This is a genomic window from Streptomyces sp. Je 1-369 (assembly GCF_026810505.1).
Classification (GTDB): domain Bacteria; phylum Actinomycetota; class Actinomycetes; order Streptomycetales; family Streptomycetaceae; genus Streptomyces.
Map to the genome: position 1 here is coordinate 1,456,906 of NZ_CP101750.1, position 16,808 is coordinate 1,473,713.

Sequence of the window (16,808 nt, forward strand, 5' to 3'; positions counted from 1 at the left end):
AAGATGGTGCTGTCCGAACAGGCACCGACCAGGAAGCCCACATGATCGTCATCACCGCACCCACCGGGAACATAGGCAGCCACCTGCTCACCCGGCTTCTCGACTCCGATCCGGCCCCGGAAGACCTCCGCGTGGTCGTGCGCGACCCGGCACGGCTCCCCGACGTCGTACGCGAACGCGTCGAGGTGGTCACCGGCTCGCACGGCGACCCCGAGACCGTCGACCGCGCCTTCGCGGGCGCGGACGCCGTCTTCTGGCTCGTCCCGCCGGACTCCTCCCTCACCCCGGAGGCGGCCTACAGCGGTTTCACCCGTCCCGCCGCGAAGGCACTGACCAGGCACGGCGTCGGTCACGTCGTCGGCGTCTCCGCGCTGGGCCGCGGCACCCCGGCCGCCGGCCGCGCCGGACTCGTGACCGCCTCCCTGGCCATGGACGACCTCATCGCCTCCTCCGGCGTGGCCTACCGGGCCCTCGCCAACCCGTCGTTCTTCGAGAACCTCCTGGAGGAGGCCGACTCGATCCGGGAGAACGGCGTCTTCGTCGACTGTCTCGACGCGGACCGCAAGGCACCCCTGGTGGCCGTCGCCGACATCGCCGCCACGGCCGCGTCCCTGCTCCTGGACCGCACCTGGACCGGCGTCGGCAGCGTCCCCGTCCTCGGCCCGCAGGACCTCTCCCCCACCGACCTGGCCCGCATCATGACGGAACAGCTCGGCCGGCCCGTCCGCTACGAGCGCCAGTCCTACGACGACCTGCACGCCGCCCTCGTCGGCTACGGCCTCGACAAGGAGTTCGCCCAAGGCGTCGTGGACATGAAGCGCGCCAAGGACGAAGGGCTGGACGCGGGCGTCCCGCGCACCGCCGCGCACGCCTCGCCCGCAACCACAAGCACGACCACGACCACAGCCACAGCCACAGCCACAGCCACGACCTTCGAGCAGTGGTGCGCCCGGGTGCTCAAGCCCGCCGTACGCGCCTGACTGACCCCGACGCAGTCCGTCCGAACCACCCGTAAGAAGGCAGGAAAGGCACCTCCATGCCCAGCACCGCAACGGAAACGCCGGTCACGGCGTTCATGCTCGTCAAGACCAACCCCGAATGGCTGGCCATGACCGTCGAACAGCGGATCGAGGCCTTCACCACCGAGATCGTCCCCGTGATCAAGGAAAAAACGTCCGGCGTCCGGTCCCGCTTCTACGACACGGAGTTCTACTCCACGCGCGTCACCGACGTCTGGGTCTGGGAGGCGGACAGTCACGGCGCCTACCAGCTCCTGATCGACGCGCTCCGCGAAACCCCGTTCTGGGACCGCTACTTCGAGGTCGTCGACCTCCTCGTCGGCGCCGAGAACGGCTACGCGCGCACCTACGGCGTCGACCCCGTAACCACCATCACCACCTGATCCGCACCTCCGCGGGCGCGTGCCGCAGGCGAGCCCCCAAGCAGCCTCGCAGCACGCCCCCGCAGGGGCCCGGCAGGCCAACCCCTCACCTCAACCAGTCCAGCACGTCCAGTCCAGCCGTCCAGTCCAGCCGTCCGGTCCAGTCAGCCAGTCCAGCCATGCCGAATTGGCCTTACCCAGCGCACTCCGCAGCCCTCTAGCGTGATGCGCATGCCGACTTCCCACCGCATCCGCGTCGTCGACGCCTTCACGGACCGCCCCTTCGCGGGCAACCCGGCCGGAGTCCTGCTCCTCGACGCCTTCCCCGACGACACCTGGCTGCAGAACGTGGCCATGGAGGTCAACCACGCCGAGACCGCCTTCGCGCACCCGCTGCCCCCGGGCGGCGACGCCGACTGGGCGCTGCGCTGGTTCACCCCCACCACCGAGGTCGACTTCTGCGGCCATGCCACTTTGGCCACGGCGCACGTCCTGCACACCACCGGCGCGGCCTCCGGCACCCTCCGCTTCACCACGCGCAGCGGCATCCTCACCGCGACCGCGCACGAGGACGGCACCCTCCTCCTCGACTTCCCGACCGCTCCGCTCACCGCGATCGAACTGCCCGACGGCATCGCCGAGGCGTTGGGCGCCGAGCCCCTCCTCGCGTACGACACCGGCCGGAACACCGGCGACCTGCTGGTCGAGCTCGCCGACGAGAAGACGGTCAGGTCGCTCACCCCGGACCACAAGGCCCTCGTACGCCACTCCGAGCGCGGCATCATCGCCACGGCCAAAGCCGAGGACCCCGCCCGCGGCTACGACTTCGTGTCCCGCTGCTTCTTCCCGCGCGTCGGCATCGACGAGGACCCGGTGACGGGCAGCGCGCACACCGCCCTCGCCCCCTTCTGGTCCGAACGCCTCGGCCGCACCGACCTGACCGGCCTCCAGGCCTCGGCCCGCACCGGCCTGGTCCGCACCCGGCTGCAGGGCGACCGCACCCTCCTGACCGGCCGCGCGGTCACGGTCATCGAGGGCGAACTGTTCGCCTGACCGGGCGCCACAGCCGACCCGTAGGAGACACCGGGCAACGGTGAGCTGCCCACCGACGCGTCACGCGGGCGTGGGCAGCCACCCCACCTTCCCCGCGAGCAGCGCGTAGCCGACGAACGCGCCGATGTCGAGCAGGGAGTGGGCCACGACCAGCGGGCCGACCCTCCCCCACCTGCGGTAGAGCAGGACGAACACCACCCCCATCGCGAGGTTCCCGACGAACCCGCCGATGCCCTGGTAGAGGTGGTACGAGCCGCGCAGCACCGAACTGCCCACCAGCGCCGCCATCGGTGTCCACCCCAACTGCCCGCACCGGCGCAGCAGGTACCCCACGACGATGACTTCCTCCAGTACCGCGTTCTGCACCGCGGACAGCACGAGGACCGGGTACTTCCACCACACGTCGGGCAGCGCCTCGGGCACCACGGTGAGGTTGAAGCCGAGCCCGCGGGCCGCGAGGTAGAAGGCGATCCCGGTGCTGCCGATCACCGCGGCGATCGCGGCGCCGCGTCCGAGGTCAGGCCAGGGCCGCGTCCGGTCGAAACCGATCGTCCCCAGCCCCGCCCGCTCGCGCAGCAGGAAGTGCGCCACCAGCGCGACCGGCACCAACGCGGTCGTGATGCCGAACAGTTGCCATGCGAGATCAAGCCACGGCCTGCCCGGCGCGGCCGACGCGTTCAGCGTGGCCGCCTGGTCCTTCAGGCCGCCCGGTTTGGTGACCGACCCGACAAAGCTGATCAGCGCGGACACCCCGCTCGCGCCGAGCGAGAGGGCCAGGACGAGCAGCGTCTCGTCCCTCAGAATCCGCCGCGACGGACCGTCCGCCGGAAAAGAACCGGCCATCGGCCCCGGCTCCGCTTGCACGTACGCCTCCAGTTGAGTAATCCCGCCTCATCCCCATCCTCGCCCCGCTAGGGTCTCGAAAGAAGTTACGAAGATCGTGCGCGACAGGCCGAGGGGGACGGACGCCGATCGTTGGCGCACAGCCCCCTTTCCTTGCTTCATCATTCAAGGAGGGGCACCACCGCCATGGGACGTCACAGCTTGCCCGATGAGCGCGGGACGGCAGCGCCCGGCCCCCGGCCGCAGTCGCGCGGACGTACGGTCGCCATCGCCACGGCGCTCGTCCTGGTGGTGGCGGGAGGCGCGGCGGCCGCGGTCCGCACCGGACTGCTCACGTTCAACGGCTCCTGCGGCGACGACGCGGTACGCCTCGACGTCGTCGCCGCTCCCGCCGTGTCCCCGGCCCTGCGCGAGGCTGCCGACGAGGCCCGCGACCAGCAGATCACCTCGGACGGGCACTGCATCGACGTGCGGGTGACCGCACGCGACTCGTACAAGGTGGCGACCGAACTCCGCTCGGGAAAGGGCGATCCGGAGTACGACGTGTGGGTGCCGGACTCCGATGTGTGGGTGCAGCGCGTCGGCCTCGGGGCCAAGCAGAGCAAGATCTCCCCCGCGGGCAACATTGCCTCCTCGCCCGTCGGCATCGGCATGGTGCCGTCCGCCGCCGAGTCGCTGGGCTGGCCGCGGAAGACGTACAGCTGGCCGGAGTTGACCACGGCCGCGACGAAGGGCGACAAGCTGCGCCTCGGCGCGGCCGATCCCGCGCGCAGCGCGAGCGGCCTGCTCGCCCTCGCCAAGATGGGTGCGTCCGCAAAGAAGGAGGGCGGCAAGGAGGGGACGACCCGGGCCGCCGCCCTGGCCAAGGCCCTGTCGACCCGCACCACCGACAGCGACAGCCGGCTCCTGGACACCCTGACCCGCGACGGCTCCGGCACCGAGCAGGACAATCCGCGGCGCAACCAGGCCCTGGTCCTCTCCGAGCAGGCCGCGTTCGCGCACAACGCGTCGGCGGGCGAGGAGAACAGCCTCGACCTCTTCTACCCGAAGGACGGTTCGCCGCGGCTCGACTACCCGTACACGCTCGTCGAGGACAGCCGTATGACCACCGACACGAGCCGCGCGGCCCTGCGCTTCATGACGATGTTCAGCGATGACGACGGACGGCGGATCCTGGCCGAGCACGGTTTCAGGACGGACCCCGACCAGCCGTCCGACAGGCTGGTCACCGCCGCGGGCGGCCGCACGCCGCAGCCGTACGCGGGCGAGGCCACGGACCCGCCGTCGGACAAGGAGCTCCAGGAGACGCTGGGCATGTGGACGATCACCGTCCAGAGTGCCCGGCTGAGTACCGTCGTTGATGCCTCGGAGTCCATGCGGCAGTTCGTGCCCGGCCGGAACCAGTCCCGTATGGAGGTCACCAAGGCGTCCCTGCTGCGGGCCCTCGCGGGCTTCACCGACGACGACGAGATCGGCCTGTGGGAGTTCGCCACCCGGCTCGACGGCGCCCGCGACTACCGCGAACTGGAGCCGACCCGACGGTTGGGCGACCGCAAGGGCGGCGCGACGCACCGCGACGAGCTGTCGGACGCCTTCAGCAACCTGCAGCCCGTGCCGGGCGGCGCCACGGGCCTGTACGACACGACGCTCGCCGCCTACAAGGAAGCCAGGTCGACGTACGCGCGCGGCAGGTTCAACGCCCTGGTGATCCTGACCGACGGCGCCAACCAGGATCCGGGCAGCATCTCGCGCAGCTCCCTGATCGCGCAGCTGGAGGAGATCTCCGACCGCGAGCACCCGGTGCCGATCATCGCCATCGCGGTCGGCCCCGAGGCGGACAAGGACGAGGTTCAGCAGATCGCGGAGGCGACGGGCGGCTCCGGGCACCAGGTCGACGACCCGGCGCAGATCCACGCGGTGATCCTCAAGGCGATCATGGAGGCGGGCAGCAATCAGGGCTGACCCCGCGTTCAGCCCAGCGGTATCGCCGGTTCCCGCAGCCCCACCGGCCACGTGTGCACCGGCTCCCCCGTGTGCATCAGTTCGCTGTACCGCTTGGTGGTCGCGGCCAGCGCCTCCTGCCTGGACATCCCGCCGTCCCGGGCCCGGTGGTACGTCGTCGCCTGCCAGGACGCGCCGTTGACCCGCCGCCGGCACCGCTCATCGATCACCCCGAGGTACAGGTCGCGGTCGGCGGGCTCCACACCCCACGCGTCGAGGCCCGCCGCGGCGAGCGGCAGCAGTTCGTCGCGTACGAGGTGGACGGCCGCCACCTCGGTAATGCCGCCGAGCCTGCCGCGCCGCGGCCACTGCAAGGTGGTGTCGATGCCGTGGCGGCACGCGACGTCGAAGTTGCGGGCGGCGGTCTCGAAGGGGAGCCGGGACCACACGGGCCGCGCCTCCTCGGCGAGCGCCCGCACGAGCCCGTAGTAGAAGGCGGCGTTGGCGATGACGTCGGTGATGGTGGGGCCCGCGGGCAGGACGCGGTTCTCCACGCGCAGGTGCGGGACGCCGTCGGCGATGCCGTACACGGGGCGGTTCCAGCGGTACACGGTGCCGTTGTGCAGGACGAGTTCGCCGAGGCGCGGCACACCGCCCGCGTTCAGGACGCCCAGCGGGTCCTCCTCCTCCATCAGGGGCAGCAGCGCGGGGAAGTACCGCAGGTTCTCCTCGAAGAGCTCGAGTGGCCTGGTGATCCAGCGCTCCCCGAACCAGGTGCGCGGCCGCACTCCCTGGGCCTGCAGTTCGGGCGGCCGTGTGTCGGTGGACTGGAGGAACAGCGGCGGGCGCGACTCGCGCCACAGTTCACGGCCGAACAGGAAGGGCGCGTTGGCGCCGACGACGATCTGCGCTGCGGCGATGGCCTGCGCCGCGTTCCACACGTCGGCGAACCGGCCGGGCGTCACCTGGAGGTGCAACTGGACGGAGGTGCAGGCCGCTTCGGGCGCTATCGACGTCGAGGTGCAGGTCAGCCGCTCCACGCCCTGGATGTCCAGCGCGAAGGGTTCGCCGCGTGCCGCCACGATCCGGTCGTTCAGCAGGGCGTACCGGTCGACGTCGGAGAGGTTCGCGGAGACCAGGTCGGCGCGGTTCAGGGTCGGCAGAATTCCGATCATGACAATGCCGGCGGCGAGCTCGTTCGCTTTCCTGTGTGCATAGTTGAGGCCCGTGCGCAGTTCCTCCGCGAGCCGGTCGAGAACGCGTCCGCCGAGCCGGTGCGGGGCGATGTTGACTTCGAGATTGAACATTCCGAGTTCCGTCTGGAAATCCCGGCTCGCGATGCGCTCGAGTACCTGCGCATTCAACATTCTCGGCAGTCCGTCGGGCCCGGCCAGATTCAGCTCGATCTCCATGCCCATCAGATTCTTGGGCCGGTCGAATCGCTCCTCCGCCAGCATCCGCTCCAGCCCCGCGAGACACTCTCGGAGCTTGCCTCGGTAGTGGTGCCTGTCGGCCAGGTCGAACGTGCCCGCCACGACCTTCTCCCCCATCGAAGCGTCCCTCCTCGAACGGGCAGCCGAGGCTCCGGCCGCTGTGTACGGGGGATGATGCCCAGGCAATGTGATCGATAACGCCCCGCGCGGGGCCGCCGACCAGTACGCTCGACGCGACGCGTGTCCGGCACATTCACCGGGCATGCGGCACGGCGAAGATTCCGTTCGGAAGCGCCTGGTCAAAAGCACCGGCAAAAATCGGCCGACCGCACGGAACAGGGAATACGAGGTCATGACGCCAGGGCCCGTACTAAATCGGGGTAAAGGCCCGCACAACGAAGGCTCGTTAAGTCCTTGCCCGCAATATACGGTGCGTCTAGATGAAACACCGCTCGAACACGGCTCGTATAAACTCAGCAAACTAGGCAGAGAGTTGGCGCTCGCGGCCCCAGCCCCCGCCCCTCTGACCCAGAGCTGACAGCGCCGTCACGCACCTGCCCCCGCTCCACTGTGCCTGTCGAACGAGAGAGGCGACCCACCATGCCGCTGCATGTCCCCCCGGCTCCCGCGCCCGCCCTGCGCTGCGTCCTTGCCGCACTCGGTTCCCCCACCGCCGTGACTGAGGCCCGCACGCCGTCCCTGCGTACCGCACAGGGACCGGCGAGCCCCGAACTCCCGCTACCTGTCCATGTGTTGGACCACATCACCCCTCAGGCCACATCGCCCACACGGCTGGCCGGCTGGCGCTTCCTGATCCGCTGCGCCGAGCGGTCCGTCGCCGCGGCCGACACGATCCTCACCCCGGACGGCTGGGCCTTCTCCCACTTCTTCGAGGGGCCCTACATCACCTCGACGGAGCGCGCCCTGCGCCATGCGGAGGCCATGCCGATGCCGTGCCAGCCGCGGCTGCTCTCCGTACCCGAGCTCTATATGCTCACGCTCTGGCTCCACCGCGACTGCACGGACGACGGCGCCGAAGGCACGCTGGCCGCCACCGATCTGCTCGTGCCGCTCGCGCCCGCCCCGCCCGGCATCGCGGCCCACCGCCCGCACCGCGTCGCCGAACTCCTGCCGATGCTCAACCACCGTCTGACACCGGCACCGCTGTTGAGCTCACCCGCCTGACAGCACCACTCCACGCCTCCCGTGCCCCGCCGCCCACCGGCCGCGGGGCACAGCGCTGCCCACCCAAGTGGACTAGCCCGGTCAGGCCACCCCGAACCACCCGAAGAGACAGGCAAGTTGGGCTGAACCATCCGGGTGGGTGATACGTCATTAAGCAGTAGGAGCCGCTGCGGCAAAATCCCTGCGGATTGACGCCCGTAGGGCAACACTGGGATCGGACCGACTACAACGGGGGGCGGTTATGAATACCGCATCGAGCCACAGGACCGACGTCACAGCCATCACATCGCAGCGAAAGAACCCTTCCATGTGCCAGCACCAACCACCGTGCCCGACAGCCGACTCCGCCGACCGGGAAGCCGCGCTCCTCACGGCAAGCCACCCGGAGCAGGGCTGGAGCCTGCTGTGCAACGGCGTCCTGCTCTTCGAGGACACCGGTGAGCTGCTGCCTGACGGCCAGATCATCGCCCCGCACCGACCGCTGGGCACCGATCAGATCATGACGGCCGCCTGACCGACGGCACATCCGCACGAGCGCACCGCACTGCCGCACAGCACCTGAGCATCACGGAAGAACGAGGGGCCGGCCCGGAGAGAAGTCTCCGAACCGGCCCCGACGCATGCCCGCTCCGTGCGGGCGCGCGCATCAGTCCTCGTACGCATCCAGCGGCGGGCAGGAGCAGACCAGGTTCCGGTCGCCGTACGCCTGGTCGATGCGGCGCACCGGCGGCCAGTACTTGTCCGCCGCGACGACCCCGGCCGGGAAGACGGCCTCCTCGCGGCTGTAGCCGTGCTCCCACTCACCGCTGAGCGCGGCGGCGGTGTGCGGGGCGTTCCGCAGCGGGTTGTCGTCGGCGGCCCACTCGCCCGAGCCGACCTTCTCGATCTCCCTGCGGATGGCGATCATCGCCTCGCAGAACCGGTCGATCTCGTTCAGGTCCTCGCTCTCCGTCGGCTCGATCATCAGGGTGCCCGCGACGGGGAACGACATGGTCGGCGCGTGGAAGCCGTAGTCGATGAGGCGCTTGGCGATGTCGTCGACGCTGACGCCCGTCGCCTTGCTGAGCGGCCGCAGGTCCACGATGCACTCGTGCGCGACGAGGCCCGCCGGACCGGTGTAGAGCACCGGGTAGTGCGGCTCGAGGCGCTTGGCGATGTAGTTGGCGGAGAGCACCGCGACCTGGGTGGCGCGCGTGAGGCCCTCGCCGCCCATGAGGCGCACGTACGACCAGGAGATCGGGAGGATTCCCGCGGAGCCCCAGGGCGCCGCGGAGATCGGACCGACCCCGGTCTCGGGGCCCGCGGCGGGCTGCAGCGGGTGGTTGGGCAGGTACGGCGCGAGGTGCTCGCGGACGCCGACCGGGCCGACGCCGGGGCCGCCGCCGCCGTGCGGGATGCAGAACGTCTTGTGCAGGTTGAGGTGCGAGACGTCACCGCCGAAGTGGCCCGGCTTGGCGAGGCCCACCAGGGCGTTGAGGTTGGCTCCGTCGACGTACACCTGGCCGCCGGCCTCGTGCACCGACGCGCAGATGTCGGCGACGTGCTCCTCGAAGACGCCGTGCGTGGAGGGGTAGGTGATCATCAGCACGGACAGCTCGTCGCGGTGCTTCTCGATCTTGGCGCGCAGGTCCTCGACGTCGATCTCGCCGTCGTCGGCGGTCTTCACGACGACGACCTTCATGCCCGCCATGACGGCGCTCGCGGCGTTGGTGCCGTGCGCGGAGGACGGGATGAGGCAGACGGTGCGCTGCTCGTCGCCGTTGGCGCGGTGGTAGCCGCGGACCGCGAGCAGTCCGGCGAGCTCGCCCTGCGACCCGGCGTTGGGCTGCAGCGAGACCTTGTCGTACCCGGTGACCTCGGCGAGACGTTCCTCCAGCTCGCGGATGAGCGTGAGGTAGCCCTGGGCCTGCTGGGCGGGGGCGAAGGGGTGCAGCTGGCCGAATTCGGGCCAGGTGACCGGCTCCATCTCGGTGGTCGCGTTGAGCTTCATGGTGCAGGAGCCCAGCGGGATCATGCCGCGGTCCAGCGCGTAGTCGCGGTCGGCCAGCTTGCGCAGGTAGCGCAGCATCGCGGTCTCGGAGCGGTACTGGTGGAAGACGGGGTGCGTCAGGTAGTCGTCACCGCGCAGCAGGCCTTCGGGCAGCGTGTCCGCGGTGGCGGCGTCCAGCGCCTCGATGTCGGCGTCGACCCCGAAAGCGCCCCAGACGGCGGCCAGTTGGGCGCGCGTCGTGGTCTCGTCGCAGGAGAGGGAGACGTGGTCGGCGTCGACCTTGTGGATGTTCACGCCGGCTTCGCGGGCGGCGGAGACGAGCTTCTCGGCCCTCCCCTCGGCGCGCACGGACAGCGTGTCGAAGTACGCGCCGTGGACGACCTCGACGCCACCGGCGGTGAGCCCGGCCGCGAGGAGCGTCGCGTACCGGTGGGTGCGGCGCGCGATGGACTTCAGGCCCTCCGGCCCGTGGTACACGGCGTACATTCCGGCCATGACGGCGAGCAGCACCTGAGCGGTACAGATGTTGCTGGTGGCCTTCTCGCGGCGGATGTGCTGCTCGCGGGTCTGCAGGGCGAGGCGGTAGGCCTTGTTGCCGTCGGCGTCGACGGAGACACCGACGAGCCGCCCCGGGAGGCTGCGCGCGAACTTCTCGCGGACCGCCATGTAACCGGCGTGCGGGCCGCCGAAGCCCATCGGCACGCCGAAGCGCTGCGTCGTACCGACGGCGATGTCGGCGCCGAGCTCGCCGGGCGAGGTGAGCAGGGTCAGCGCGAGCAGGTCGGCGGCGACGGTGACGACCGCGCCGAGCTCGTGGGCCTCGTCGATGAGCGGCTTGATGTCCCGTACGACACCGGAGGCGCCCGGGTACTGCACGAGCACGCCCACGACACCGCGCTCGGCGACCTCGGCCGGAATGCCCGCGCTCAGATCGGCTACGACGATCTCGACACCGGTCGGCTCGGCGCGGGTCCGGATCACGGCGATGGTCTGCGGCAGCGCGTCGGCGTCGACGACGAAGACGCCGTTCTTGACCTTGCCCATGCGCCGCGACAGCGCCATGGCCTCGGCGGCGGCGGTGCCCTCGTCGAGGAGCGACGCACCGGAGGTGGGCAGTCCGGTCAGCTCGGCGACCATCGTCTGGAAGTTGAGGAGCGCCTCGAGACGGCCCTGCGAGATCTCGGGCTGGTACGGCGTGTAGGCCGTGTACCAGGCAGGGTTCTCCATCACGTTCCGCAGGATGACCGGCGGGGTGAAGGTTCCGTAGTACCCGAGTCCGATCATGGAGTCGAGGACCTGGTTGCGGTCGGCGAGGGAGCGCAGCTCGGCCAGCACCTCGGCCTCGGTGCGCGCGCCGGGCAGGTTCAGCGCCTCGGCGTTCTTGATCACATCCGGCACCGCTGCGGCCGTCAGCTCGTCGAGCGAGCCGTACCCGACCTGGGCGAGCATTTTGGCCCGCGCTTCCGCATCGGGCCCTATGTGCCGCTGCTCGAAGGGGATGCCCTGCTCGAGCTCGGAGAGCGGGATGCGATTGGTGGCAGTCATTGCGGAGGCCTCCTGGTCAGCACGACCTGCGAGGGGTACCACGGCGCGGGTACCCGGACGGCCTCCCCCTCTGTCATGTCAACCTGAGAGCTTCACAGGTCCGTCTCGCGACAGATCTGCTTTCACCGTCGGTGAGGAAGGGTTCCGAACGTGCCCGCCCGACGCCCGCCCTGCTTTCCAGAGTGACCTCGTCCGTGCGGTACGGGTGCCTGAGAGATTCCGGGGAGGATTTGCTCCTTCGGCGCCCCCGGACGTGTGATCCGGAGAGCTCTCCCGCACGGGGTCAGCGGCCAGGCGCCAGCCTACCAGCGAGGACCATGGCCGATCCCTCGAGTGGCCGCCTGCCCCGAAGTGCTCTTTCGTAGTGACTACGAATGATTAAGGATGAGTTACGCCCGTTTTCGACAAGCCGCGACCAGCTGGAGGGCCCGTGCAGACCGATATCGATCCGCGCAACCTGATCGGCCGCAAGGCGTTCGACCGGCACGGGGCGAAGATCGGCACGGTCGACGAGGTCTACCTCGACGATGCCACCGGCGCCCCGGAATGGGCGGCCATACGCACCGGTCTCTTCAGCCGGGACGCCTTCGTCCCGCTGGAACCCAGCGAACTCGTCGAGGACGGCACCCTGCGCATCCCCTTCGACCGGGACCTGATCAAGGACGCCCCGGACTTCGGAGTGGGGCGCCACCTCTCCCCCGAGCAGGAACTCCAGCTCTACCACCACTACGGCCTGGACACGACACCCCCGCAGCCCCCGTCCTCCCTGCCGCCCCCGGACCAGAACTTCGGCCACGTCGCCGGCACGGAAAGCCCCTGACCGACCTCATCCGGAGGCGGGCGGCGCGGGCGCGGCTGGTGCGGGCGCAGCTGGTGCGGGCGCGGCGACCAGCGGCAACGGCTCCGCGGGCGTCAGCTCCGGGTCGTCCGTACGGAACGTCCGCACCCGCCCCGGCGCCGACAGCGGCGTCTCGAAACGCACCGTCACCCGGCCCAGGCCGCTCCCCTGCACCCACCCGTGCCCGTACCCGGCATGCCGTACGTCGTGCCCGGCCACCCACCGTCTCTCCACCGGCTCCACCGGCTCCTCGACCCGCTCCGGCTCAGGCCCCACCGGCCCCACAGCCGTCCCCGGTCCTGCCGCCCCCTCCCCCTTGATCAGGGACACCGTCTCCGCGCCGGCGGTCTGAGCCTGCGCCTCCGCCTGTGCCTGCGCGAAGAGATCCTCCTGCGTGTAGTCCGCGAGACCCGTGACGCCCACTCCCAGGAGCCGGACGCCGCCCGTGGTGTCCACGGCCTCCAGAAGCCGCGCCGCGGCCTCCTGGACCACCCCGGGGTCGTCCGTGGGCCCGCGCAGCGTCTCGGACCGCGTCAGCGTCGAGAAGTCGAACCGCCGCACCTTCAGCACGATGGTCCGCCCCGAGTGCCCCGCCGCCCGCAGCCGCTGCACACACCGCTCGGCCAGCCGCGCGACCTCGGCCCTGACCCGCACCCGGTCATGGATGTCCACGTCGTACGTGTCCTCGACACTGACCGACTTCGACTCGCGCTCCGCCACGACGGGCCGCTCGTCCCGCGCCAGCGCCATCGCGTACAGCGAGCCCCCGTGCGCCTTGCCCAGGAGCCGTACGAGCTCGTCCTCACCGGCCTCCGCGATCTCCGCGACCGTGAGGATCCCGGCCCGCCGCAGATGGTCCCCCGTGGCGGGCCCCACCCCGGGCAGCGTCCGCACCGGCATCGGCCCGAGGAGCGCCCGCTCCGTCCCCGGCGCTATGAGCGTCAGCCCGTCCGGCTTGGCCTCCTCGGAGGCGATCTTCGCCAGCATCTTGGACGCGGCGAGCCCCACCGACCCGGAGAGCCCCGTCACCGCCCTGATGTCCGCCCGCAGCCGCTCCCCCACGGCCCTTGCGGACTCCGCGGAGTCGGCGACGCCGCCCGCCTCCAGGTCCACGAAGGCCTCGTCCAGGCTGAGCGGCTCCACCAGCGGTGACAGCTCCCGCAGCAGCCCCATGACCTGCTCGCTGATCTCGCGGTACAGCCCGAAGCGCGGCACGAGATAGGCGGCGTTGGGCGCCAGCCTGCGCGCCTGTCCCATGGGCATCGCCGAATGCACACCGAACCGCCGCGCCTCGTACGAGGCGGTGGCCACCACGCCCCGCGGCCCGAGACCGCCCACCACCACGGCTTTTCCACGCAGACTGGGCTTCGCGGCCTGCTCTGCGGACGCGTAGAAGGCATCCATGTCCAGATGCAGGATCGTCGGCGCGCTTCTCACACCACTGATGCTGCCCTACGCCACTGACAACGCGGCCTCAGACGGCCTTGTTGCGCCTTCGGGCCAGCTCATCGGCGGGGTTGTGCCCGATCAGCGTCTCCCCGGTGTCGACGCGCTCGCCGTGCAGCTGGGACAGTGCGGCCTCGACGTCGCGCCAGACGACGCCCACGGCGATCCCGAAGACGCCCTGCCCGCCCTGGAGCAGGTCGTGGACCTCGCTGGACGTCGTGCACTCGTACACCGTCGCGCCGTCGCTCATCAGCGTCATCCGTTCCAGGTCACAGAAGCCGCGCTCCCGCAGATGCTGGACGGTGGCGCGGATGTTCTGGAGCGACACACCCGTGTCGAGGAACCGCTTCACGATCTTGAGGACGACCACGTCACGGAAGCTGTAGAGCCGCTGTGTCCCGGAGCCGCCCGCGGTCCGCACACTTGGCTCGACCAGGCCGGTACGGGCCCAGTAGTCGAGCTGCCGGTAGGTGATGCCCGCCGCCGCGCACGCGGTGGGACCGCGGTAGCCGACGTTCTGCTCCGCGTCCTCGGACGTGGCGTCCCCGCTCCCCTGGACCGCCATCGGTCGGTTCGGAGAGTGATCGACCGCACCGCCGTGGAACGGGTACGGACCGCCCATCGCCGTACCGTCGCCGCTGCTTCTCACGCCGACCTCCCTCCTTGACCTGCCTTCTCGACGGTAGGCAGTCGCCAGGGGCTCGTCAACGATCGCCACACTCGGCACGCCGAGTGATAATCACCCTGAGAGTGGTTTCCCGTACCTCTCACCGGGGAACAGCTAGCCGAATGGCCTGAAAACGGACGTCCGGCCGCAGCTCACTGGCTGTTGGTGCCGAAGTCCTCGGGCGAGATCTGGTCGAGGAACTCGCGGAACTTCTCGACCTCGTCCTCCTGCTCGTCCGGGATGGCGATGCCGGCGTCGTCCAGCACGCCGTCGCTCCCGAAGATCGGCGTTCCGGTCCGCAGCGCCAGCGCTATGGCGTCGGAAGGCCGCGCACTCACCTCGACACCGCTGGCGAAGACCAGCTCCGCGTAGAAGACACCTTCCCGCAGGTCGGTGATGCGCACTTCGGAGAGCTCCTGGCCGACCGCCTCCAGCACGTCCTTGAAAAGGTCGTGGGTCAGCGGCCGTGCGGGTGCCATGCCCTGCTGCGCGAAGGCAATGGCGGTCGCCTCACCTGGTCCGATCCAGATGGGGAGGTACCGGTCGCCTCCCACTTCACGCAGGAGCACGATCGGCTGGTTGGAGGGCATTTCGACCCGGACACCTACGACGTCGAGCTCGTTCACACAGCAACCCTAGGACGTGGCTGGCAGGTTTGGGTAGTCGGGCACCCGTCGAGTACCGGCCGGGCGCGGCCGAGTCAGGGCAATCTGACGCCGAGCGCAGTCTGCACGAGTGCCGAGTGCAGCCTTCCCGTGAGGCCCGCCAGCTCTTTGGTACGCGCCTCCGCGTGGACCCTGGTCTGCGGATTGCGGTGCCGTCGCAGCGGCGCGACCACCGCGTCCACGAGAGCGGCCTCGCGCTCCGCCGCGGCCTTCATGGCCCGCAGATGGCGCGGCTCGATGCCGAACCGGCCGAGTTCGACCACGAGTGAGGCGACCGTGACGGCCTCCGCGTCGTATCCGCCGTCCGGCAACGGCGCGACCAGGCCGTACGCCTCCCACTCGTGGAGCTGTCCTTCGTCGATCTCGGCGGCGGCCAGCAGCTCGTCACGGCCCACACGGGCCGCCGTGGGCCCCTCGGCCTCGTCCTGGCCCTGTCCGCCGCCGCCCTCTCGCTGGCGCCCCAGGGACGGCAGCGGGGGCCTCTCACCGCGCTCCAGCGCGTCGAGGTGCTCACGGATGACCTTGAGCGGCAGGTAGTGGTCCCGCTGCATCCGCAGGACGTGCCCGAGCCGCTCGACGTCCTCCGGGCTGAACTTCCGGTAGCCGGACGGCGTGCGCTGCGGCTCGATGAGCCCCTCGGCCTCGAGGAACCGAATCTTCGAGATCGTGACCTCGGGGAATTCGTCACGCAGTTCGTTCAGCACGGTACCGATGCTCATCAGCCGGCGGTCCGCGGCGGCGGTGCCGTTCCCGGCACCGCCCCTCGGTGTTTGCAGCATGGGCCTTCCCTGGGGGTCGTGCCCCCAGACGGCGCCTGGGGGAGGGTCAGAGGCCGACGGCCCGCTGGCTCGCGTAGAAGACCAGTCGGTACTTGCCGATCTGCACCTCGTCGCCGTTCGAGAGCGAGACCGAGTCGATCCGCTCCCGGTTGACGTACGTGCCGTTGAGGCTGCCCACGTCCGCGACGGTGAAGGAACCGTCCTGGACCCGACGGAACTCCACGTGACGGCGCGACACGGTCACGTCGTCGAGGAAGATGTCGCTCTGCGGGTGACGGCCTGCCGTGGTCAGCTCGCCGTCGAGCAGGAAGCGGCTGCCCGAGTTCGGACCGCGGCGCACCACGAGGAGCGCCGAGCCGAGCGGCAGTGCGTCGACGGCCGCCTGCGCCTCCGGGGAGAGCGCGGGAGACGGGTTCTGGCCCGTCGCCTCGGCGTCGTAGGCCTCCAGGCCCGAGATGGAGATCGTCGAGGTGGTCTCGGACGCACGCTCCGGAGTGGCTCCGGCCCGCAGCGGCGCACCGCAGTTGGAGCAGAACCGGCTCGCCTCGGCGTTGCGGTTCCCGCACCTCGTACACACCAGGGCCATGGACGGGTCCTCCTGCCGTGGCTGCCCCGCGGGGGCATTCGATCCGTACGGGCCGGGGGCGAACCCTCCACCCGTACTTGAGGTTGAAGGTTCCCCGAAACCTATGCGGCCGGGACCGGCAGGGTCAACAGATGACGCGCCCTGTCCGCCCGAATTGTCACCACCTGGACCAGCGACCTGATCGCGGAACATCGGGCGACCCGCGCCCTGCTCCTCGGCATCTCCTTGGCGCGGGGCACGGTGCCGGGCAGTGGCCGGATTGCCGCTGTCCTCACGTGCGCTCTTGCCGAACAACTTCGCAAACAACTTCACGGGCGATTCCCCTTGACCGAAACAGACCCGCCCGTGGGGCAGGACGAACCCTGATTGCACACACCGGCATTCGTCGGTGAGCCAGACATCCTCACAACGTCCGTGACCACCAAACAGTTTCCACCACGCACCGTGCTTCCGGTG

14 protein-coding genes, 1 pseudogene and 1 riboswitch are annotated in these 16,808 nt (G+C 70.3%); of the genes and pseudogenes, 7 read left to right on the forward strand and 8 right to left on the reverse strand.

Annotation, left to right across the window (positions count from 1 at the left end):
* Window positions 1-41: 41 nt before the first annotated feature.
* The 3 genes from NOO62_RS06675 to NOO62_RS06685 all read left to right on the forward strand — a co-directional run bounded on the left by NOO62_RS06675 (window position 42) and on the right by NOO62_RS06685 (window position 2,434).
* Window positions 42-980: an NAD(P)H-binding protein gene (locus NOO62_RS06675; protein ID WP_268769985.1), complete on the forward strand. Its 939-nt coding sequence runs from the start codon at window positions 42-44 to the stop codon at window positions 978-980.
* Window positions 981-1,036: 56 nt separating this feature from the next.
* Window positions 1,037-1,402: a darcynin family protein gene (locus NOO62_RS06680; RefSeq protein WP_268769986.1), complete on the forward strand. Its 366-nt coding sequence runs from the start codon at window positions 1,037-1,039 to the stop codon at window positions 1,400-1,402.
* A gap of 210 nt (window positions 1,403-1,612) precedes the next feature.
* Window positions 1,613-2,434, forward strand: a complete 822-nt coding sequence (locus tag NOO62_RS06685; RefSeq protein ID WP_268769987.1) for a PhzF family phenazine biosynthesis protein — start codon at window positions 1,613-1,615, stop codon at window positions 2,432-2,434.
* 60 nt (window positions 2,435-2,494) lie between these two features.
* Here the strand turns inward: NOO62_RS06685 and NOO62_RS06690 are convergent, their stop codons facing one another.
* Complete coding sequence (locus NOO62_RS06690) at window positions 2,495-3,298, reverse strand: CPBP family intramembrane glutamic endopeptidase (RefSeq protein WP_268769988.1); 804 nt, start codon at window positions 3,296-3,298, stop codon at window positions 2,495-2,497.
* A 165-nt stretch (window positions 3,299-3,463) separates the two neighbouring features.
* Here NOO62_RS06690 and NOO62_RS06695 point away from each other — a divergent pair, with 165 nt between their 5' ends.
* The gene (locus NOO62_RS06695; RefSeq protein ID WP_268769989.1) at window positions 3,464-5,239 is read left to right on the forward strand and encodes a substrate-binding and VWA domain-containing protein; all 1,776 of its coding nucleotides are present in this window, start codon (window positions 3,464-3,466) and stop codon (window positions 5,237-5,239) included.
* 8 nt (window positions 5,240-5,247) lie between these two features.
* Here NOO62_RS06695 and NOO62_RS06700 read toward each other — a convergent pair whose 3' ends face one another.
* Complete coding sequence (locus NOO62_RS06700) at window positions 5,248-6,768, reverse strand: glutamate--cysteine ligase (RefSeq protein ID WP_268769990.1); 1,521 nt, start codon at window positions 6,766-6,768, stop codon at window positions 5,248-5,250.
* 483 nt (window positions 6,769-7,251) lie between these two features.
* Between NOO62_RS06700 and NOO62_RS06705 the strand changes: the two genes are divergently transcribed.
* A complete protein-coding gene (locus NOO62_RS06705; RefSeq protein WP_268769991.1) occupies window positions 7,252-7,836 on the forward strand; it encodes a hypothetical protein in 585 nt (194 codons plus the stop codon).
* Between the two features lie 307 nt (window positions 7,837-8,143).
* Window positions 8,144-8,350 carry a DUF5999 family protein gene (locus NOO62_RS06710; protein WP_321170557.1) on the forward strand — a complete coding sequence of 69 codons (207 nt, stop codon included), beginning with the start codon at window positions 8,144-8,146 and terminating at the stop codon, window positions 8,348-8,350.
* A gap of 132 nt (window positions 8,351-8,482) precedes the next feature.
* Here the strand turns inward: NOO62_RS06710 and gcvP are convergent, their stop codons facing one another.
* Window positions 8,483-11,371 (reverse strand): aminomethyl-transferring glycine dehydrogenase, encoded by a 2,889-nt coding sequence (gene gcvP, locus NOO62_RS06715; RefSeq protein WP_268769993.1) that lies wholly within the window; start codon window positions 11,369-11,371, stop codon window positions 8,483-8,485.
* A 187-nt stretch (window positions 11,372-11,558) separates the two neighbouring features.
* Window positions 11,559-11,657, reverse strand: a riboswitch (glycine riboswitch).
* A gap of 144 nt (window positions 11,658-11,801) precedes the next feature.
* On the opposite strand from gcvP, the gene NOO62_RS06720 reads away from it, so the two are divergent.
* Window positions 11,802-12,191, forward strand: coding sequence for a PRC-barrel domain-containing protein (locus tag NOO62_RS06720; RefSeq protein ID WP_268769994.1), 390 nt, complete (start codon window positions 11,802-11,804; stop codon window positions 12,189-12,191).
* Here NOO62_RS06720 and NOO62_RS06725 read toward each other — a convergent pair.
* From NOO62_RS06725 to NOO62_RS06745, 5 genes and pseudogenes are all read right to left on the reverse strand, one after another.
* A pseudogene (locus NOO62_RS06725) lies at window positions 12,098-13,646 on the reverse strand (DNA polymerase IV). The gene NOO62_RS06720 and the pseudogene NOO62_RS06725 sit on opposite strands and share 94 nt — an antisense overlap.
* A gap of 37 nt (window positions 13,647-13,683) precedes the next feature.
* Window positions 13,684-14,304, reverse strand: coding sequence for a MerR family transcriptional regulator (locus NOO62_RS06730; protein ID WP_268769996.1), 621 nt, complete (start codon window positions 14,302-14,304; stop codon window positions 13,684-13,686).
* Between the two features lie 170 nt (window positions 14,305-14,474).
* Window positions 14,475-14,948 (reverse strand): bifunctional nuclease family protein, encoded by a 474-nt coding sequence (locus NOO62_RS06735; protein ID WP_063795355.1) that lies wholly within the window; start codon window positions 14,946-14,948, stop codon window positions 14,475-14,477.
* Between the two features lie 74 nt (window positions 14,949-15,022).
* The gene (locus tag NOO62_RS06740; RefSeq protein WP_268769997.1) at window positions 15,023-15,766 is read right to left on the reverse strand and encodes a MerR family transcriptional regulator; all 744 of its coding nucleotides are present in this window, start codon (window positions 15,764-15,766) and stop codon (window positions 15,023-15,025) included.
* A gap of 46 nt (window positions 15,767-15,812) precedes the next feature.
* Window positions 15,813-16,781: an FHA domain-containing protein gene (locus NOO62_RS06745; protein WP_268775495.1), complete on the reverse strand. Its 969-nt coding sequence runs from the start codon at window positions 16,779-16,781 to the stop codon at window positions 15,813-15,815.
* Window positions 16,782-16,808: the final 27 nt, after the last annotated feature.